We start from the raw sequence: 19426 nt of genomic DNA, 5'->3' as shown, positions 1-19426 counted from the left end.
CTGATCCACCCCGCCCAAGTCCTTCGCAGGAGCCTGCCCGTGAACAAGCATCAAACCGACAACGCGAACAGCGCCTCCGGCGCGTTCCCCGTCGACACCATCCGCGCCATGTTTCCAGCCTTGCAGCGGGCCGGCGACTTCATCTTTTTGGACAATGCCGCCGGCGCGCAGATCCCGCAAAGCGTGCTCGACGCGGTTACCAATCATCTGGTTTCGCACAATGTGCAGCGTGGCGGCCGTTATGGCCGCAGCGTCACCGTCGACCAGTCGGTCGCCGACGCTCGGACAAGCGTCGCGCTGCTGATCAATGCCTACAGCCCGGCGGAAATCTGCTTCGGCATGAACGCCACCTCGTTCATTCGCCTGGTCAGCCTCGGCATCGGCCAGATGCTGCAAGAGCGTGACGAGATCGTCGTCACCGACATGGACCACGACGCCAACATCGCGACATGGCTGGCGCTGGAGTCCGCCGGCGCAAAGTTCAAATGGTGGCGCATGCGCGAGGACGGCAATCTGCATGTCGACGATCTGCGCCCGCTGGTTTCCGACCGCACCCGCCTCGTCGCCTGCACTGTGACGGCGCATTCGATCGGCTCGATCGTCGATGTCGCATCGGTGGCTGGGATCGCACACGCGGCCGGCGCCGAAGTCTTCCTCGACTGCGTCCACTACGGGCCGCATGGACTGATCGACGTGCAGGCCTGGGATTGCGACTATCTCGTCTGCTCCGGCTACAAGAATTTCTCGCCGCATATGGGCTTCCTGTGGGGCCGCTTTGAAACGCTGAAGCGGCTGCCGACCTTCCGCGAGGATTTCATCCCCGACGAACCGCCCTACAAGGTCGAGGCCGGCACCTTCATCTACGAGAACGTCTCCGGCATGGATGCCGCCGTGCAGTATCTGGAACTGATCGGCCGCAATCTGGCGCCCTCCAACAACCGCTCTCGGCGCGACAACATCGTCGCCGGCATGGGCGCCATCCGCGACTATGAGCTGGTGCTGGCGCGCGAAATGCTCGCCGTGCTCAAGGACTGTGGCGCGACCATCTACGGCGTTGCCGACGAGGCCCGCATCACCGAGCGCGTGCCGACCTTCTGCTTCAACATCGGCAAGCTCTCGCCGCAGCGGATCGTCGAGGAAATGGCCGAGATGCAGATCGGCATCCGCGACGGCCACATGTACGCGCCGCGGCTGATGAAGCGTCTCAACCTCTCGATGGACAGCGGCGCCATCCGCGCCTCGCTGGTCCACTACAACACGGTCGAGGAAGTCCGGCGCTTCGGCGAGGCGTTGCGCGCCATCATCGCGAAGTTGTCGTGAAACGACGCTTCGCGGAGCTCCGCCCTAGGATGACGAAGAGACGTTAAGCCGCCTTCTTCTTCGCCAGTCTGGCCTTGATCGAGGCGACGTCGGCACGCGGCGTCGCGGCGAACAGCGTCCTGGTGTAGCTGTGCTTGGGGTCGGCAAAGACCTCGTCGCGCGAGCCGTATTCGACCGCTTCGCCGAAATACATCACCATCACGTCGTCGGCGATGTAGCGCACCACGGACAAATCGTGGCTGATGAAGACGTAGGTCAGCTGGAACTCGTCCTGCAGGTCGGCGAGCAGGTTGAGCACCTGCGCCTGCACCGACAGATCGAGCGCCGAGACCGGCTCGTCCAACACCAGCAGGCTTGGATTGAGCATCAGTGCGCGGGCAATGGCGATGCGCTGACGCTGGCCGCCAGAGAACATGTGCGGATAGCGATTGTAGTGCTCGTGACCGAGGCCGACCTTCTTCAGCATCTTCATCGCCAGGTCACGCCGCTCGGCGGCCGACTTGTCGGTGTTGATCAAAAGCGGCTCGCCCAGCACGTCGCCGATCTTCTGGCGCGGATTGAGCGACCCATAGGGATTCTGGAAGACGATCTGCACCTTGCGGCGCATCTCCTTCGTCAAGGGATTCCTGGCGATGTCGACCTTGTTGCCGTCGATGAACAGGTCACCCGCCGTCGCCGGATCGATCAGCGTGATGATGCGGGCAAGCGTTGACTTGCCGCAGCCGCTTTCGCCGACGATGGCCAGCGTCTTGCCCTTGTCGACCTTGAAGGAGACGCCCTTGACCGCATGCACGGTGCGCGGTCCCGTGAACAGGCCGCCGCCGATGTGGTAGTCGCGGACGATGTTCTTGCCTTCGAGAACCGTGGTGCTCATGAGGCGGCTCCAGCAGCCGAAGGGGCCGGCTCGAACATCATGTCGGACACGGTCGGCAACCGGTCGCCGATGGCGTTCTCCGGCAGCGCCGACAAAAGCGCGCGCGTATAGTTGCTCTTCGGCGATTCAAACAGCGACAGCACGTCGGCCTCTTCCATCTTGCGGCCCTTGTACTGGACGATGACGCGGTCGGCGGTCTCGGCCACCACGCCCATATTGTGGGTGATCATGATCAGGCCCATGCCGTATTTGGCCTGCAGCGAAACCAGGAGATCGAGGATCTGCTTCTGGATGGTGACGTCGAGCGCCGTCGTCGGCTCGTCGGCGATCAGCAGTTTCGGATTGCAGGCGATGGCGATGGCGATCATGACGCGCTGGCACTGGCCGCCCGACATCTGGTGCGGAAACGAGCTCAAGCGTTCTTCCGGATCGGCGATGCCGACCAGCTTCATCAATTCGATGGCCCGCGCCCGGCGCTGGGCGCGATCCATGCCCATATGGAAGCGCAGCACCTCCTCGATCTGGAAGCCGACGTTGAAGCATGGGTTGAGGCTGGCGACCGGCTCCTGGAAGATCATCGAGATGTCCTTGCCGACGATCTTGCGCCGTTCGGACGGGCTGAGCTCCAGGAGATCGACGCCGTCGAAGGCCATGCGGTCTGCCTTGACCGTTGCCGTGTTGGGCAACAGGCCCATCACCGCCAGCATCGCCACCGACTTGCCGGAACCGGACTCGCCGACGATCGCCAGCACTTCGCGCGGCTCGATCGACAGGTCGATGCCTTGCACGGCCATGAACGGTCCGGCCGCGGTGTCGAAGGAGACGGTGAGGTTCTTGATCTCGAGCAGAGGCATGCTCACGACCTCTTCAGTTTGGGGTCGAGCGCGTCGCGCAGGCCGTCGCCGATCAGGTTGATGGCGAAGACGGTGATCAGGATGGCGAGGCCGGGGAAGGTCACGACCCACCAGGCGCGCAGGATGAACTCGCGCGCTTCGGCCAGCATGGTGCCCCATTCCGGCGTCGGCGGCTGCGCGCCCATGCCGAGGAAGCCAAGGGCGGCGGCCTCGAGAATGGCGTTGGAGAAGGACAGCGTCGCCTGCACGATCAGCGGCGCGATGCAGTTGGGCAGGATGGTGACCAGCATCAGCCTGAGATGGCTGGCGCCGGCGACCTTGGCGGAGACGACGTATTCGCGGGTCTTCTCGGCCATTACGGCGGCGCGGGTGAGCCGGGCGAAATGCGGCTGCAGCACGAAGGCGATGGCGATCATGGCGTTGACGAGGCCGGGGCCAAGCACCGCCACCAGCACCAAGGCCAAGAGCAGCGACGGGAACGCCAGGATGATGTCCATGATGCGCATGATCAGCGTGTCGACCCAGCCGCGGCAGTAGCCGGCGAGCAGGCCGAGGATAACGCCGGAGATCAGCGCGGTGGTAACGACGACGAAGCCGATGGCGAGCGAGAAACGCGAGCCGTAGATCAGCCGCGACAGCATATCGCGACCGACGGCGTCGGTGCCGAGCAGGAACTGCGCGTTGCCGCCCTCCTGCCAGGCCGGCGGCGTCAGGAAGAAGTCGCGGAACTGATCGTCCGGTGAATGCGGCGCCAGCAACGGCGCGAAGATGGCGATCAGGATCAGCAGCGCAAAGACGAAGAGCCCGATCACCGCGCCCTTGTTGACGGAGAAGTAGTGCCAGAACTCGCCGAACATCTGCAGCCTTGCGTCCTGCTGCTTGACGACGGTCGCGGCTTCGATGGTGGCTGGGCCTTCGTTGCTCATGTCAGTTGGCCCGGATGCGTGGGTTGATGACGGCGTAGAGCACGTCGACGATCAGGTTCACCGACATGACGATCAATGCGATCAAAAGCAACCCGCCCTGCACGGTGAAATAGTCGCGCTTGGAAATGGCGTCGATCATCCATTTGCCGATACCGGGCCAGGAGAAGATGCTCTCGGTCAGGATGGCGCCGGTCAAAAGCGTGCCGACCTGCAGGCCAATGGTGGTGACGACCGGGATCAGCGCGTTGCGGAAGGCATGCAGGCCGACGACCCGGAACGGGGTCAGGCCCTTGGCGCGCGCGGTGCGCACATAGTCTTCGCCAAGCACCTCGAGCATGGCCGATCGCGTCTGCCTGGCGATGACCGCGAGCGGGATGGTGCCGAGCACGATGGTTGGAAGAACAAGGTGCGACAGTGCCGAACGGAAGGCGCCCTTCTGTCCGGAGATCAGGGAATCGATGGTCATGAAGCCGGTCACCGGCTTGAAGAAGTAGAGAAGGTCGATGCGGCCGGAAACCGGTGTCCAGTGCAGCGTGCCGGAGAACACGATGATCAGCAGCAGACCCCACCAGAAGATCGGCATGGAATAGCCTGCCAGCGCCGTGCCCATGGTCAGCTGATCGAACCAGGAGCCGCGGCGAATGGCGGCGAAGATGCCGGCGGCGACACCCAGGAGGACGGCAAAGATCATGGCAAAGATGGCGAGCTCGACCGTTGCCGGGAAGCGCACCAGGAAGTCCTTGAGCACCGGCGTCTTGGTGGAAAACGAGGTGCCGAAATCACCGCTGAGGATGTTCGTCAGATAGGTCAGGTATTGTTGCCATATCGGCAGGTCGAAACCGAACTGGTGCATCAGCGCCGTGTGACGTTCGGGCGACAGGCCGCGTTCGCCCGCAAGCACCAGCACCGGATCACCGGGCAGGATGCGCACGAAGCCAAAGGCGAGGATGGTTATCCCGATGAAGGTCGGGATGATGAGGGCGAGCTTGCCGAGGATATAGCGCAGCATGGCGGGCGAGTGGGGACGTCACCACATGGCGACGCCCCCGTTTCGCAACCTTATTCGGCGATATCGACGCCGTCGAAGCGATGGATACCGAGCGGATCCATCGCAAAGCCGGTGACGGTCTTCTGCATCGGCATGAACACCTTGGAGTGAGCGAGCGTCGCCCAGGGTGCCTGTTCCTTGAAGATGACCTGCGCCTGTTCATAGAGCTTGGTGCGCTCGGCCTGATCCGAAACGGTCTTGGCCTTATTGATGAGCGCGTCGAAGTCCTTGTTGCACCATTCCGCGCGGTTGTTCGAACCGACGGAAGCGCAGCTCAGGAGCACGCCGAGGAAGTTGTCCGGATCGCCATTGTCGCCGGTCCAGCCGACGATGACGGCGCCATCGTGATCGACCGCGGAAGCGCGCTTGAGGTATTCACCCCAATCGTAGCTGACGATGTTGACGGTGACGCCGACCTTGGCGAAGTCCGACTGGATCAGTTCGGCGGTGCGGCGCGCGTTCGGCATGTACGGGCGCGACACCGGCATGGCCCAGACGTTCATCTTGAGGTCCTTGACGCCGGCTTCTTCGAGCAGCTTCTTGGATGCATCCGGATCGTACGGATCGTCCTTCACTTCCTTGTTGTAGGACCACATGGTCGGCGGGATCGGATTGACCGCCACCTGGCCGGCACCCTGGAAGACGGCGTCGATGATAGCCTTCTTGTTGATGGCCATGTTGAGCGCCTTGCGGACGCGCACGTCGTCGAACGGCTTCTGCTGGGTGTTGTACATCAGCGCACCGACATTGAGGCCTTCCTGCTCGTCGACCTTCAGGCTGGCTTCAGCCTGCAGGCCGGCGATGTCGGCCGGTGCCGGGTATGACATGATGTTGCATTCGCCAGCCTTGAGCTTCTGCGCACGCACCGCCGGATCGGTGGTGATGGCGAAGACCAGATCGTCGATCTTCTGCTTGCCGCCCCAATAGTCCGGGTTGGCCTTGTAGCGGATGGCCGCGTCGGTCTGGTAGTCGACGAAGATGAACGGGCCGGTGCCGATCGGCTTCTGGTTGAAGAGTTCAGGTGTCTTGTCGGCTTGCAGCTTGTCGGCATATTCCTTGGAGACGACCGAGGCGAAGTCCATGCCCAGCGTCGGAATGAAGGTGATTGCCGGCTCCTTGAGGGTGAACTTCACCGTCAGGTCATCGACCTTCTCAACCTTGGTGATGTTGTCGCCGAACTGGTCATTGTAGTACTGGTAGGCAATGCCCGGGATGTACTGGAACCACGGGCCAGCCTTGTCGACCTGACGCTCGAAAGAGAACACCACGTCGTCGGCGTTGAAGTCGCGCGTCGGGGTGAAATAGTCGGTGGCGGCGAACTTGACGCCCTTGCGCAGCTTGAAGACGTATTCCTTGCCATCGTCGGAGATCGTCCAGCTTTCAGCCAGGCCCGGCGAGGTCGTTGTTTTGCCGTGATCGAATTCGACAAGGCGGTTGAAGACGGTGCGCGACGACGCGTCGAATGTCTGGCCTGCGGTATACGGCGCCGGGTCGAAACCCTCAGGCGAAGCTTCCGCGCAATAGACCAGAGTTTTCGCGTTGGCCACGCCGCCCAGGACGCTTGCAGCCAGCAACGCGGCTGCAAAAGTCAGTTTCTTCTTCATTGAGCACTCCCTGATGTTCTTCCAAGCCCCTCTATCAGGCTCGCGAAGCGCGCATATAAGCACCGTTTTTCCGGCTTTGGAACACCCCGTTTGCTTACCCCGCGGGAAGCAGGAAAAAAATCCGCGATTTTGCTAAATGGCAGAAAAAATTAGCAGTTTTTTCCATTCACGCTATTATTAACGACCGCATTTTTTTATTGATCGCCGATTTGACGATATCGATGCCGCGCGCTCTTCCGAGCAGCCGAGGATGCACCGGGACACAGGCCGGGACATAGGGGAGAGTGTCGGCAGCTGGAAAGATTTTGGACGGCAAATCTTTCGCCGCCTTGCCGCAAGGGCAAGACTTGCACGGTCACCAATGGAGGCAATACATAGATGATATAGCGGCAGCAGCGGAGGACGTCTCTGTCAATTCAGGGGCGAGCGCAACGCAGACGAACAAGAATTGTCGAGGGAGGTAACGGGTGGCAAAAGCATCAAGGACGACGGCGCCGGCGAAAGCGGGGGCCAAGGCGGCTCCAAAGGCAGCCGGCAAGGTCAAGCCGAAAGCGCCAGTTGCCGAAGCTGCCGCGACCAAGCTGAAGGCGGCCAGCGTGCCAGCAAAGGCAAGCGCAAAGCCGGCGGCCAAAGCCCCGGCCAAGACTGCTGCTGGAAAGACAGCGTCCGCGGCAAAGCCCGCCGCCGTCAAGCCGGCGGCGAAGGCGGCAGCGGCGACAAAGGCTCCACCGGCAGCCAAGCCTGCCGAGGCTGCCGCGAAGCGATTGCCGAAAGCACTGACGGCGCTGGCCGCGGGACTGCCGGAAAAGCCGTGGCTCAAGAGCTATCCGAAAAACGTAGCGGCCGAAATTGGTCCCTTGCCCTACAGTTCGATCGGCGATTTCCTGGTTGGCGCCTGCAAGCAATTTTCCGCGCAACCGGCCTTTACCTGCATGGACAAGTCCATCAGCTACACCGATGTCGAGCGGCTGTCGGCGGCCTTCGGCGCCTACCTGCAATCGAAAGGCCTTCAGAACGGTGCGCGCGTCGCGCTGATGATGCCGAATGTGCTGCAATATCCGGTAGCCATGATGGCCGTCCTGCGCGCCGGTTATGTCGTGGTGAACATCAATCCGCTCTACACGCCGCGCGAGCTCGAACATCAGTTGAAGGACTCCGGTGCGCAAGCCATCGTCATCCTGGAGAACTTTGCCAATACCTTGCAGGCGGTGATCGCCAGGACGGCGGTCAAGCATGTGGTGGTCGCCGCGATGGGCGACATGCTCGGCGGCCTGAAAGGCACCATCGTCAATTTCGTCGTGCGCCGCGTGAAGAAGATGGTGCCGGCCTGGTCTCTGCCCGGCCATGTCAAGTTCAACGCGGCCTTGAAGGCCGGCGCCGGCGCGACTTTCAAGCCGGCCAAAACGGCAGCCGGCGATGTCGCCTTCCTGCAATATACGGGCGGCACGACGGGCGTCTCGAAGGGTGCCACGCTGTTGCACAGCAACGTTCTCGCCAATGTCGCGCAGAACGCGCAGTGGATGGAGGACGCCTATACGATCAAGCCGAAACCGGCGCACCCCAACTTCATCTGCGCACTGCCGCTCTATCATATCTTCGCGCTGACGGTGAACGCGCTGATGGGCATGCAGCAGGGCGCCCGCAATGTGCTCATTCCCAACCCGCGCGACATTCCCGGCTTCGTCAAGGAACTGCAGAAATATCCGGTGCACATCTTTCCGGGCCTCAACACGCTGTTCAACGCGTTGCTCAACAATGAGGATTTCCGCAAGCTCGACTTCAAGCCGCTGGTGCTGACGCTGGGCGGCGGCATGGCAGTGCAGAGAGGCGTCGCCGAACGTTGGAAGGCGCTGACCGGCTGTCCGGTCACCGAAGGCTATGGCCTCTCGGAAACCTCGCCGGTGGCCACCGCCAACAAATTCAGCGCCGGCGACTTCACCGGCACGATCGGCCTGCCGCTGCCCTCGACGGAGATCGCCATCCGCGACGATGACGGCAACAACCTGCCGCTCGGCGAGGTCGGCGAAATCTGCATCCGGGGACCGCAAGTGATGGCGGGCTACTGGAACCGGCCGGATGAGACCGCTAAGGTGATGACCAAGGACGGCTACTTCAAATCCGGCGACATGGGCTTCATGGACGAGCGCGGCTACACCAAGATCGTCGACCGCAAGAAGGACATGATCCTGGTCTCGGGCTTCAACGTCTATCCGAACGAGCTCGAGGAAGTCGTGGCGATGCATCCGGGCGTGCTCGAAGTGGCGGCGATCGGCGTGCCGGATGAGCACTCGGGCGAGGTGCCGAAACTGTTCGTCGTCAAGAAGGATCCCGCGCTCACCGCAGAGGCGCTCACCGCTTTTTGCCGCGAGAACCTGACTGGCTACAAGCGGCCCAAATACATCGAATTCCGCACCGAACTGCCGAAGACACCGGTCGGCAAGATCCTGCGGCGAGCGCTGCGTGAATAGTGGATGACGATCTTGCCGACAACGACGCACCGGATCGGTGCTCGCGCCTCGACCCGGCGACGTTCATCAAGGCGAACATGCGCCTTGTCCCTGTGCCTGCGCTCCCAGAAATCCAGTTTTACACGGCTCACCCCGGCAGCGGATTGAGGCGGCTCGTCGAGCCCGAAGACGATGCGGAAGACGTGCCGGAGCCACAACCGCCCTACTGGGCCTATATATGGGCCGGCGGCGCCGTGCTCGCGCGCTATGTCCTCGACCATCCGATGACCGTGGCGGGTCGCCGCGTGCTCGACCTCGGTGCCGGTTCCGGCCTTGTCGGCATCGCCGCCGCGAAAGCTGGGGCACGCGAAGTAATCGCCGCCGAGATCGACCGCAACGGCGTAGCCGCGATCGGCCTCAATGCCGCAGCCAACGGCGTCGAGATCACCATTGTCGACAAGGACATCACCACGGGTCGTCCGCCGGCCGTCGACCTCGTGCTTGCAGGGGACGTGTTCTACGGCCGCGAGGTCGCTCTGCGCGTCATCCCGTTCCTCGATCGCTGCCTGGCAGCCGGCATCGAAGTGCTGGTCGGCGATCCCCGCCGCACCGACCTGCCGCTGTCGCGGCTACGGTTACTCGCCGAATACCGGGTGCCGGATTTCGGCGATGCGAAGGGTGCCGCGACCAAGCCGAGCGGTGTCTTTTCCTTCGAGCAGGAAGATTGCTAGCGCGACGGGACAAGGCCCAATCGCTCTGAATGGCCGGATTCTACTCATTGTGGACAAACCTCAAGGGGCAGAAGATAGATTCGATTAGCCGTTGATCGGAGAAGTCGAATGGCGTGGATTAAAGTTGTTCAACGTATCGGTTTCACAGTTTGCCCAAAGTGCGAAAATCGCGGCTTCGACCTTCAGCCGGGCGAAGACATCGATAACGCAAGCGCCAAGATCAGGTGCGGCAAATGCGGATACGTTTGCTCTGCTGATGAGTGGCCCACTGTGTCCGAAAACAAACCAGAAGCTCCATAGTTTCCATGGACTGCTTCCCCCATCTCGGCCATTGGCGGGAAATCCCGAGTTGAATTGAGTTTTGACCGCGGCCTTGGGCCGTCAGATCGTCTCCTTGACCCGTGCCGAAAGGAAATCCGGCAGATCGGCAACCGAATCAAGAACAACGTCGGCAATGCCGGACAGCGATTCGCGGGTGCCGGTGCCGGAGAGCACGCCAACCGCCAGCCCGCAGCCGCCGGCACGCGCCATTTCGAGGTCATGCCTGTTATCGCCGACCATGGCGATCTCCGCCGGCCTTAGGCCGGTGAGATCGCTGAAGGCCAGGATGGTGTCGGGCGCCGGCTTCGGATTGGCCACCGCGTCGTAGCCATAGGCCGCGTCGAACAATTGGGCGACGCCAAGCGTGACCAGCGTCTTTTCCGCACCGCTGGTCGAATCGTTGGTGGCAACGCCAAGCCGGTAGGACTTCCTGTGCAGTGCCGTCAGCGTGTCGACGATGCCGGGCAGCGCCACAGCCATTGCCGAGCCCTGCACCGAGGTGATCTCGTTGAAGCGGGCGACCGCAAGCATCTGGTCCTCGTTGGACAGGCGCGGGAACCACAATTCGACGACGTCGAGATTGGTGCCGGACGCAAAGATCGAGTCCGGTTTGAAACGCTTGTTGGCGAAATCGAAGCCGGCGGCGGCCAGCAGCCTGTCGGCTTTCCAGCGATCGCCTTCCGACGCATCCATGGCCATGAAGTCGGCGACGCTGAGCCAGGTCGCATTGAAGTCGACAAGTGTCCCGTCCTTGTCGAACAATATTCCCTTGATGTCTGCCAAACTTTTCACTCCGAGCCACGCAAATGGTGGATGAATCCCACAAGGCCAGCGGTCGATGCGTCTCGCTTCGCGGCACTTTCCTTGCCCTCCACGACAGGCAAAAGGCCGGTGGCCAGTTCCTTGCCAAGCTCGACGCCCCACTGGTCGAAGGAGTTGATGTTGAACAGCGTACCCTCGACGAAGACGCGGTGCTCGTAGAGCGCGATCAGCCGGCCGAAGGTGCGCGGGTCGAGTTTGCGGTAGAGGATGGTCACCGAGGGCCGGTTGCCGGAGAAGACGCGGTGCGGGGCTATCTTGTCGACCTCGGCCGGCTTCATGCCCTTGGCCAGCATCTGGGCGCGGGCCTCCTCAAGCGTGCGGCCCTTCATCAGCGCTTCCGACTGCGCCAGGCAGTTGGCGAGCAGCAGATCATGCTGATGCTTGAGATCGGGCTCGTGACCGATGGCCGCGGCGAGGAATTCGACCGGAATGAAATCGGTGCCCTGGTGCAGCAGCTGGAAGAAGGCATGCTGGCCGTTGGTGCCGGGCTCGCCCCAGACCAGCGGTCCGGTCGGCGTCGCCGCAGCCGTGCCTTCGAGGGTGACGCTCTTGCCGTTCGATTCCATGTCGAGCTGCTGCAGATAGGCAGGCAGCCTGGACAGGCGCTGGTCATAAGGGATGACGGCGCGAGCCGGGTAGCCGCAGATCACGCGATGCCACCAGCCGACCAGCCCCAGCAGCGCCGGCAGGTTCTCCTGCACGGGCGCGGTGCGGAAATGCTCGTCCATCTCATGCGCGCCATCGAGAAAGGCACGAAAATTCCTCGGGCCGATAGCGATCATCACCGGCAGGCCGATGGCGCCCCAGAGCGAATAGCGGCCGCCGACCCAGTCCCAGAAGCCGAAGACGCGATCCGGCGCGATGCCGAACTTGGCCACCAGGTCGAGCGCGGTCGAGACAGCGGCGAAATGCTTGCCGACCGCTTCCTTGCCGAGCGCCTTCTGCACCCAGTCGCGCGCCGTCTGGGCATTGGTCATCGTCTCGACGGTGGTGAAGGTCTTGGAGGCGATGATGAAAAGCGTGGTTTCGGCGGACAGCCCCTTCAGCGTGTCGTGGATATGGGCGCCGTCGATGTTGGAGACGTAATGCGCGCGCGGCCCGTCGTGATAGGGCGCCAGCGCCAGCGTCGCCATGGCCGGGCCGAGATCGGAGCCGCCGATGCCGATGTTGACGATGTCCGTGATCTTCTTGCCAGTGGCGCCGGCCGCCTTGCCCGAACGCACGGCATCGGCAAAGGCGCCCATGGCGTCGAGCACGGCGATGACATCCGCCTTGACGTCCTGGCCATCGACAATGACGCCCTTGCCGGTCAGGTTGCGCAGCGCCGTGTGCAGCACGGCGCGGTCCTCGGTGACATTGATCTTCTTGCCGGCAAACATCGCGGCGCGGCGGCCTTCGAGATCGGCCGCCTTGGCGAGCTTTTCCAGCAGGTCCATGGTGGTTACGTCGACCGCGCATTTCGACCAGTCGAGCAGAAGGTCGCCATCGGTGGCGGAGAAGGTCTCGAAGCGCTTGGGATCGACGGCGAAAGCCTGGCGCATGCTGGCGGGCGCCGCGGCGCGATGATCGCGCAACGCAGCGAGCTGTTTTTGAAAGGACGATTGATCCACTGCCAAACTCCGAAACCTCGAGCCATCATTACGGACCGGATGTTTCCGGCGCGTGTCGTCGCGACAATCTATTGAGCCGAATTCCACTCGTTTCAATGCGCAGCGATGACGCAGACGTCACGCAGCGATGACGCACGGAGTCATCGCCGGGATGACGCGCCGCGTCACCCTGGCATGCCGCAGCGCAGCATCAAAATGGCGTGAAGGATCACTGGCATAAATCCCAACGATCAGAAAAATTGATTGGCGCAACCCCTTGTGCCACGGTTACGTTCGGCTGGTCCAGCCAAGCAAAAAAGGCTGGCCATCGAGGAACATCTTCCATGCCACAGCGAAACGATACGGCGATATGGTCCGGCCTGTTCCGGATTTCGGCTGAATCCGGCCAGACCCTGCAGGCGCAAATCCGCCAAGCCATCGTGGCCGCCATTCTCGACCGCCAGATCGCCGCTTCGATGCCGCTTCCTTCCTGCCGGATCCTGGCCGAAAAACTCGGCGTTGCGCGCGGAACCGTCGTGCTGGCCTTCCAGCAGCTCGTCGACCAGGGCTTCCTGGTGGCACGCGAGCGGCGTGGCCATTTCGTCAATCCCGATGTGCTGGCGACGCCGGCCAAGCCGCACCAGAAGGCACCCGACCAGGCCAATGAGATCGACTGGAAGGCACGCCGCAAGATCGCCGCCAGCGACATGCCGCCGCCGGCAAAGCATGAGAACTGGATCAAGTCGTCCTACCCCTTCGTCTACGGCCAGTTCGATCCGGCGCTGTTCCCGACTGCCGAGTGGCGCGAGTGCAACCGCATGGCGCTTGCCGTGCTCGAGATCCGCAACTGGGCGTCCGACATGGTCGACCGCGACGATCCGCTGCTGATCGAGCAGATCCAGGCGCGGCTCCTGCCGCGGCGCGGCATCTTCGCCAATCCCGACGAGATCATCGTCACGCTGGGCGCCCAGAACGCGCTCTATATGCTGGCGACGCTGCTGATGGCCAAGGGCTCGAAGGTGGCGATGGAGGACCCCGGCTACCCCGACGCCCGTTCGATCTTCCGCCTTGCGGGGGCCGAGATACAGCCGGTGCCGGTCGACCAGTCCGGCATCGTAACCGCTTCTATTGCCAATGATTCCGGTTTCGTCTTCGTCACGCCCAGCCACCATTGCCCAACCATGGTGCCACTGTCGGCGGAACGGCGGCAGGATCTTCTGGCGCGAGCCAACCGCTACAACCAGATCATCATCGAGGACGGCTATGACAGCCAGCTTCTCGACGAAGCACCGCAGCAGGCGTTGAAGAGCCTCGATCGTTCCGGCCGCGTCGTCTATGTCGGCTCGATGTCGAAGACGCTGGCTCCCGGCCTGCGGCTCGGCTATATCGTCGCTTCGGCTGGCCTGATCTCCGAACTCAGGGCACTGCGCCGCTTCATGCTGCGTCATCCGCCGGCCAACAACCAGCGCGCCGTCGCGCTGTTCCTGTCGCTTGGCCATCACGAGGCACTGGTGCGGCGGCTGTCGTCGGCCTTCGACGAGCGGCGCAAGCGGCTGGTCCATGCGATTTCCGCCTTTCTGCCGGAGTGGCGTTCGACCGATTCGGCCGGCGGCACATCGCTGTGGCTCGAGGGACCGCGCGGCACCGATGCGCGCGGGTTGGCCGAGGCAGCAGCCTCGCGCAGCGTCATCATCGAACCGGGTGACCGTTTCTTCGATCGCACTGAAAAACCTTCGCGTTTCATGCGGCTGGGCATCTCGTCGATCGCGCTGCAGCACATCGAGCCAGGCATCCGCGAACTGGCCACCGCCGCCGGACGCAGGCCCGCGGCCGCCTGATCCATCACCTGACCCTTGGACGGAGCCGCGCAAGCGTGGCTCCGTCCTTTAGCCCTCTGGCATATGTAACCGGACCGGCTGGCCCATAGGCTGTGCCAATGCCGGCGGCATAGTCGGGAGCATAAGGGGAAGAAGCAGCCGATGGTGGACCAACCGCCGCGCCCTGCTTCTCAGAAAGGTGGAGTGTCTCCATGTCAGTTCTTGAAAAGCAGGAAGCGGCGGCGGATCAACGTTCGCGCCGCTCCGGCGGGCGCGAAGCGCGTCGCGCTATGCGGGCAGCTCCGTTGGCCGACGACATCAAGCCGGTGCGCGCCGGCCTCGAAGGCGGCAGCTATGGACCGCTGACCCGGAACGACCAGGAACGCATCCACGAAGCGGTGCTGACGCTCTTGGAAACGGTTGGTTTCGCCAATGCCATTCCCTCCTGCATCGAAGCCTTGACCGAGGCCGGTGCCAGCTATGGCGACGATGGCCGCATCCGTTTCCCCCGCGCGCTCGTGCTCGACACGATCAAGAAAGCGGCACGGCATTTCACCCTGCATGGCCAGGACCCCAAGCACGACATGCTGATCAAGGGCAAGCGCGTGCATTACGGCACGGCGGGCGCCGCCGTGCATCTGGTCGATGTCGAGAAGCGCGAATACCGCGAATCGCTGCTGCAGGACATCTATGACGCCGCCCGCCTCGTCGAAGGGCTCGACAACATCCATTTCTTCCAGCGGCCGATGGTGCCGCGCGACATTCCCGATCCGCTCGAAATGGACTTCAACACGCTCTATGCCTGCGTGATGGGCACGTCCAAGCATGTCGGCACCTCGTTTACGGTACGCGAGAACGTGCAGCCGGCCCTCGAAATGCTCTATGCCATTGCCGGCGGCGAGGAGAATTTCCGCGCCCGGCCGTTCGTGTCGAATTCCAACTGCTTCGTCGTGCCGCCGATGAAGTTCGCCGAGGACGCCTGCGGCGTGCTCGAGGCCTGTGTCGAGGGCGGTATTCCGATCCTCCTGCTCTCGGCTGGTCAGGCAGGCGCCACGGCGCCGGCGGCGATTGCCGGTGCCGTGGTTCAAGCGGTGGCCGAAGTGCTGGCCGGTCTCGTCTACGTCAACGCCATCAAGCCGGGGCATCCGGCGATCTTCGGCACCTGGCCTTTCGTTTCGGATCTGCGCACCGGCGCCATGTCCGGCGGTTCGGCCGAGCAGGCGGTGCTGACAGCAGCCTGCGCGCAGATGGCGCAATTCTACGACCTGCCGGGCGGCTCGGCCGCGGGCATGACGGATTCGAAACTGCCCGACATCCAGTCCGGCTATGAAAAGGGCATCACCGATGTGATGGCCGGCCTTGCCGGGCTCAACCTGGTCTATGAGTCGGCCGGCATGCACGCCTCGCTGCTTGGCTTCTGCCTGGAAAGCCTGATCATCGACAATGACATGATCGGCCACTGCCTGCGCTGCGTGCGCGGCATCGAGGTGACGGACGAGGCGCTGTCGATCGACACGATCGCCGACGTCTGCCTGAAAGGTCCGGGTCACTATCTCGGTAACGAACAGACGCTGCGGCTGATGCAGACCGAGTATTTCTATCCGGCCGTCGGCGACCGCTTTTCGCCCAAGGAATGGAACGAAAAGGGCCGGCCCGACATCTTGCAGCGAGCGATCATCGAGAAGAAACGCGTGCTTGCCGAGCGCTTTCCGCGCCATGTGCCGAAGCTGATCGACGACAAACTGCGCGCCCGCTTTGGCGAGATGATCAAGCTGCCGCGCGGCAGCATGGGCGGGTAAGAACGCACGCCGGAACAGTTAGTCGGCGCTCAGCCCGTAGCGCTCCACGACCTCGGCATTGATCAGTTTGGCGTGCAGCGCCATCAGCACGATTTGCGCATCGAAGCTGTCGCCGGCCTGCACTGCGGCCTCGACCCGACGTTCCACCTCTTGCCGCTGCTGCAAGCCATGTGAGCTTTCGAAGGTTTCAGGCCCGGCAACGCAATAGCTGAACAGCCGCGCCACTTCTGGATAGGCCTGGCTGGGCGGCTCGTCGGGCCAGTGATCCTTCATCAAATTGACGATGGTGAGTTTTACCCCCTCCGGCACGAGGGCGGGATGAAGGTCGGCGCCACGCAATGCGGCATCAAGCTGTCTCAAGTCGCCCGAACGGCCGAACATTCCGAGGAAGCCGAGGGAAGAGCGCCGTCCCGCCATGATGTTCCTTGCGTTCGACCCAATTGGTGCATATCGCTCAAAAGCGGCACCGGTTTCGGGGCCACGACATGCAATAAGACCTACCTGCGCGCCGGCTCGAACAACTCCACCAGATTGCCGGAAGGATCCTGCAACAGGATCTGGCTGCCGCCCATGCCCTTGACGATATCGTTCCTGAAACTTTGACCCGCATGCCTCAGGGCGGCAACGAGAGCTTCCAGATCCTCGACCTCGATCTGGATGCGGTTCCAGCCGCCGGGCTCAGGCAGGCTCCCATCGGGCATGGGTTGCGATGCGCCGCCCGGCCCCCCCGCCGCGTTGAGCAAAAGCCGCAGATTGCCCTTCGCCAGCATGGCAAAGGACGGCGCCGGATGCAGCGCGACGGCAAAGCCGAGATGTTCGCCGTAGAAAGCTATGGCCTCGTCGACGTCATTCACGATGTAGCGGACACTTACAGTTTCCATTGTCTCCTCCCATACTGTCCCACGCCACTACCAACTTACCGCCAACAGCAAGACACCGGCCAGGGCAGATGCGGCAAGCGTCGGCAGCATGCCGATTTTCAGCTTCAGGATGGCGATCATGGCGGCGCCGGAAAGCAACGCCGCGCGCCAGTCGATCGACGAAAACACCGGCACGTTCATGCCGAGGCCTAGGTTGCGGACCTCGTGGAAAATGACATGCAAGGCGAACCACAAAGCGAGATTCATGATGACGCCGACAACGGCGGCGGTGATCGCGCCCAGTGCGGCCGACAATGCCTTGTTGCCGCGCAGGGCCTCGATATAGGGCGCGCCGAGGAATATCCAGAAAAAGCAGGGCGTGAAGGTCACCCACAGAGTGAGCAACGCCCCCAGCGATCCGGCAAGCAACGGGTCCAGCGACCCGGCGTGGCGGAACGCGGCGATGAAGCCGACGAACTGCAGCACCAGGATGAGCGGACCTGGCGTCGTTTCGGCAAGCCCAAGACCATCGACCATTTCGCCAGGCGCCAGCCAGCCGAAGGACTGGACGGCCGCCTGTGCGACATAGGCGAGGACCGCATAGGCGCCACCGAAAGTGACGACCGCCATGAGACTGAAGAACCGCCCTATCTCGGTCCAGACGCTTGCAGAACCGGTGAACCACCAGATCGCGAGCACAGGCCCGAGCCAGAGCGGCAGCCAGATGGCGACGGTGCGCGGTGCATGCCATTTCGTCGGTTTGACATGGGCGAGCTCGCCGCGCTCGAACATCAGGTCGACCGCTCCCTTGATACCGGCAACATCGTCCTTGCCATGTGCCGAGCCGGAAAACAGGCCGGGAGCAACGCGGTCCCCCAGCCATCCGGTCAGGCCGGCGAGCAGGACGATGAGCGGGAACGGCACATTCAACGCATAGATGGCGATGAACGCTCCGACCGCGATCGACACCATGACCCGGTTCTTGAGGGCGCGCCGTCCGATCCGGATCACCGCCTCGATGACAATGGCAAGCACCGCCGCCTTCACCCCGAAAAACAGCGCCGCGACGAGGGGCATGTCGCCATAGAGGACGTAGAAGCTGCTCAAGGCGAGCATGACGAGCGCGCCCGGCACGACGAACAGGATGCCGGCGACAAGGCCGCCGATCGTCCTGTGCAGCAGCCAACCGATGTAGATGGCGAGTTGCTGGGCTTCCGGGCCAGGCAGCAGCATGCAGTAGTTCAGTGCATGCAGGAAACGCTGCTCACCGATCCAGCGCCGCTCCTCTACCAGTTCCTTGTGCATCAATGCGATCTGCCCGGCCGGCCCGCCGAAGCTGAGCAGTCCGATCTTCGCCCAGACCTTCATGGCTTCGGTGAAGGTCGGTACAGCCGGCACCTCGACGCTCGTCACCTTATCTGCCGGGGCAAGAGCGCTCATGTCGGTTTACCCGCTGCCGGCCAATTGTGCGTTTCTTCCGTGGCGTCGCGACACCAGCGGAAGAATGCGTCGTAGAGCAGCATGCCTGCTTCCAGTTGTTCCAGATCGTCACGGAACATACGCGACAGACCAAGCGAGGCAGCCAGAAAGCCGGCCGCCTGGGGCACGAGGTCGAGGCTTGCGGTGTCGGCCGCGCGCACGATTGCGGCAAGGCGATCGAGCGCCTCGGATTCCAGCCCGAACTCCTCGACCATCGTGTCGAAGGTGCAGCGTTCGCCGCGATGGCTCCAAAACACATTGTCGATGTCGAACGGCACGGCCTGAAAGCGGTCGGCAACAGCCAATACTTCAGCGGGCTCGACAAACAGGAACACCGCGTCGGGGTCGAGGAAACGCCGGATCAGCCATGGGCAAGCGATGCGGTCGACCTTTGGGCGTGATCGCGTCACCCAGACGGTGGCGCCCTTTTCATTGCGTGGCGGCACCTTGGCGGTGCGGATCAAAAGGCCCCCGGCATCGCGCCAGGCCTCAAACCCGCCTTCAAGGGATTCGGCGGCAATCCCCTCATGGCGCATCCATGCGACGACGCCTTGCGAGAGCTTTTGCCCCCTCTGGCAGACGACGGCCACCGGCTTGCCGGCGAATGCGGCGGCCCAGGTCGAAACGGTTTTGAAATCGCGCCGGCACGAGGCCGGCAACAGGCGCGGGTCGGCGTCGAAATCGTCATCGATGCGAACATCGATAATGACAGGCGCGCCCGGCAGACCGATGAGCCGGGACAGTTGCGATACAGTGATAGCGGTTGTTGACGGCATGGCGTCCACCTCCTGGAAGAGAAGCTTGGACGCGAACGTTGGGCTGACGCCTCACGGGGTCGTCGCGATGCACCCCCTGTCATGATCGTGGATTTGTTGGGCGCGCTTGTCAAGGATGACGAGCGTTCTCGACCTGCGACCGGACGCGCCGCGCTGAAC

16 protein-coding genes are annotated in these 19426 nt (G+C 63.0%); 5 read left to right on the top strand and 11 right to left on the bottom strand.

Annotated features, from left to right (window positions below; all coding sequences use genetic code 11):
* Positions 1-39: 39 nt before the first annotated feature.
* Positions 40-1320 carry a cysteine desulfurase-like protein gene (locus EJ076_RS08045; protein ID WP_126067528.1) on the top strand — a complete coding sequence of 427 codons (1281 nt, stop codon included), beginning with the start codon at positions 40-42 and terminating at the stop codon, positions 1318-1320.
* Between the two features lie 43 nt (positions 1321-1363).
* Here EJ076_RS08045 and EJ076_RS08040 read toward each other — a convergent pair whose 3' ends face one another.
* The 5 genes from EJ076_RS08040 to EJ076_RS08020 all read right to left on the bottom strand — a co-directional run bounded on the left by EJ076_RS08040 (position 1364) and on the right by EJ076_RS08020 (position 6626).
* Positions 1364-2194, bottom strand: a complete 831-nt coding sequence (locus EJ076_RS08040; protein ID WP_126067527.1) for a dipeptide ABC transporter ATP-binding protein — start codon at positions 2192-2194, stop codon at positions 1364-1366.
* The gene (locus tag EJ076_RS08035) at positions 2191-3048 is read right to left on the bottom strand and encodes an ABC transporter ATP-binding protein (protein ID WP_126070986.1); all 858 of its coding nucleotides are present in this window, start codon (positions 3046-3048) and stop codon (positions 2191-2193) included. Before EJ076_RS08035 ends, EJ076_RS08040 begins: the two co-directional genes overlap by 4 nt.
* Before the next feature lie 2 nt (positions 3049-3050).
* Positions 3051-3905, bottom strand: coding sequence for an ABC transporter permease subunit (locus EJ076_RS08030; RefSeq protein ID WP_244482870.1), 855 nt, complete (start codon positions 3903-3905; stop codon positions 3051-3053).
* A gap of 70 nt (positions 3906-3975) precedes the next feature.
* Entirely contained in the window at positions 3976-4983 is a 1008-nt protein-coding gene (locus tag EJ076_RS08025; RefSeq protein ID WP_109666178.1) for an ABC transporter permease subunit, read from the bottom strand.
* A 50-nt stretch (positions 4984-5033) separates the two neighbouring features.
* A complete protein-coding gene (locus tag EJ076_RS08020) occupies positions 5034-6626 on the bottom strand; it encodes an ABC transporter substrate-binding protein (protein ID WP_126067526.1) in 1593 nt (530 codons plus the stop codon).
* 467 nt (positions 6627-7093) lie between these two features.
* Between EJ076_RS08020 and EJ076_RS08015 the strand changes: the two genes are divergently transcribed.
* A complete protein-coding gene (locus tag EJ076_RS08015) occupies positions 7094-9094 on the top strand; it encodes a long-chain fatty acid--CoA ligase (RefSeq protein ID WP_126067525.1) in 2001 nt (666 codons plus the stop codon).
* The gene (locus tag EJ076_RS08010) at positions 9094-9804 is read left to right on the top strand and encodes a methyltransferase (protein WP_245462973.1); all 711 of its coding nucleotides are present in this window, start codon (positions 9094-9096) and stop codon (positions 9802-9804) included. The genes EJ076_RS08015 and EJ076_RS08010 overlap by 1 nt, the downstream gene beginning before the upstream one ends.
* Positions 9805-10185: 381 nt before the next feature.
* On the opposite strand, the gene EJ076_RS08005 is transcribed toward EJ076_RS08010, so the two are convergent.
* Both EJ076_RS08005 and pgi read right to left on the bottom strand, forming a co-directional pair.
* Positions 10186-10908, bottom strand: a complete 723-nt coding sequence (locus EJ076_RS08005; RefSeq protein WP_126067524.1) for an HAD family hydrolase — start codon at positions 10906-10908, stop codon at positions 10186-10188.
* Positions 10909-10913: 5 nt separating this feature from the next.
* Entirely contained in the window at positions 10914-12557 is a 1644-nt protein-coding gene (pgi, locus tag EJ076_RS08000; RefSeq protein WP_126067523.1) for a glucose-6-phosphate isomerase, read from the bottom strand.
* A 323-nt stretch (positions 12558-12880) separates the two neighbouring features.
* Between pgi and EJ076_RS07995 the strand changes: the two genes are divergently transcribed.
* Positions 12881-14374, top strand: coding sequence for a PLP-dependent aminotransferase family protein (locus EJ076_RS07995; RefSeq protein WP_109666156.1), 1494 nt, complete (start codon positions 12881-12883; stop codon positions 14372-14374).
* A 191-nt stretch (positions 14375-14565) separates the two neighbouring features.
* Positions 14566-16152, top strand: coding sequence for a trimethylamine methyltransferase family protein (locus EJ076_RS07990; RefSeq protein ID WP_109666155.1), 1587 nt, complete (start codon positions 14566-14568; stop codon positions 16150-16152).
* A gap of 18 nt (positions 16153-16170) precedes the next feature.
* Here the strand turns inward: EJ076_RS07990 and EJ076_RS07985 are convergent, their stop codons facing one another.
* From EJ076_RS07985 to EJ076_RS07970, 4 genes are all read right to left on the bottom strand, one after another.
* A complete protein-coding gene (locus tag EJ076_RS07985; RefSeq protein ID WP_126067522.1) occupies positions 16171-16569 on the bottom strand; it encodes a hypothetical protein in 399 nt (132 codons plus the stop codon).
* Positions 16570-16649: 80 nt separating this feature from the next.
* A complete protein-coding gene (locus EJ076_RS07980; protein WP_109666151.1) occupies positions 16650-17033 on the bottom strand; it encodes a VOC family protein in 384 nt (127 codons plus the stop codon).
* 27 nt (positions 17034-17060) lie between these two features.
* Positions 17061-18452, bottom strand: a complete 1392-nt coding sequence (chrA, locus tag EJ076_RS07975; protein ID WP_126067521.1) for a chromate transporter — start codon at positions 18450-18452, stop codon at positions 17061-17063.
* A complete protein-coding gene (locus EJ076_RS07970) occupies positions 18449-19267 on the bottom strand; it encodes a chromate resistance protein ChrB domain-containing protein (RefSeq protein ID WP_126067520.1) in 819 nt (272 codons plus the stop codon). Before EJ076_RS07970 ends, chrA begins: the two co-directional genes overlap by 4 nt.
* Between the last annotated feature and the right edge of the window lie 159 nt (positions 19268-19426).

It is taken from the genome of Mesorhizobium sp. M7D.F.Ca.US.005.01.1.1, from assembly GCF_003952545.1.
Classification (GTDB): Bacteria; Pseudomonadota; Alphaproteobacteria; order Rhizobiales; family Rhizobiaceae; genus Mesorhizobium; species Mesorhizobium loti.
Note: the sequence above shows the minus strand (reverse complement) of the source record. Positions and strands in the feature narration are given on the sequence as shown.

Excerpts from the sequence above, each read along its gene's own strand:
- EJ076_RS08040 (WP_126067527.1), bottom strand. The coding sequence starts at position 2,194 with ATGAGCACCACGGTTCTCGAAGGCAAGAACATCGTCCGCGACTACCAC.
- EJ076_RS08035 (WP_126070986.1), bottom strand. The coding sequence starts at position 3,048 with ATGCCTCTGCTCGAGATCAAGAACCTCACCGTCTCCTTCGACACCGCG.
- EJ076_RS08030 (WP_244482870.1), bottom strand. The coding sequence starts at position 3,905 with ATGTTCGGCGAGTTCTGGCACTACTTCTCCGTCAACAAGGGCGCGGTG.
- EJ076_RS08025 (WP_109666178.1), bottom strand. The coding sequence starts at position 4,983 with ATGCTGCGCTATATCCTCGGCAAGCTCGCCCTCATCATCCCGACCTTC.
- EJ076_RS08020 (WP_126067526.1), bottom strand. The coding sequence starts at position 6,626 with ATGAAGAAGAAACTGACTTTTGCAGCCGCGTTGCTGGCTGCAAGCGTC.
- EJ076_RS07995 (WP_109666156.1), top strand. The coding sequence starts at position 12,881 with ATGCCACAGCGAAACGATACGGCGATATGGTCCGGCCTGTTCCGGATT.
- EJ076_RS07990 (WP_109666155.1), top strand. The coding sequence starts at position 14,566 with ATGTCAGTTCTTGAAAAGCAGGAAGCGGCGGCGGATCAACGTTCGCGC.
- EJ076_RS07985 (WP_126067522.1), bottom strand. The coding sequence starts at position 16,569 with ATGGCGGGACGGCGCTCTTCCCTCGGCTTCCTCGGAATGTTCGGCCGT.
- EJ076_RS07980 (WP_109666151.1), bottom strand. The coding sequence starts at position 17,033 with ATGGAAACTGTAAGTGTCCGCTACATCGTGAATGACGTCGACGAGGCC.
- chrA (WP_126067521.1), bottom strand. The coding sequence starts at position 18,452 with ATGAGCGCTCTTGCCCCGGCAGATAAGGTGACGAGCGTCGAGGTGCCG.
- EJ076_RS07970 (WP_126067520.1), bottom strand. The coding sequence starts at position 19,267 with ATGCCGTCAACAACCGCTATCACTGTATCGCAACTGTCCCGGCTCATC.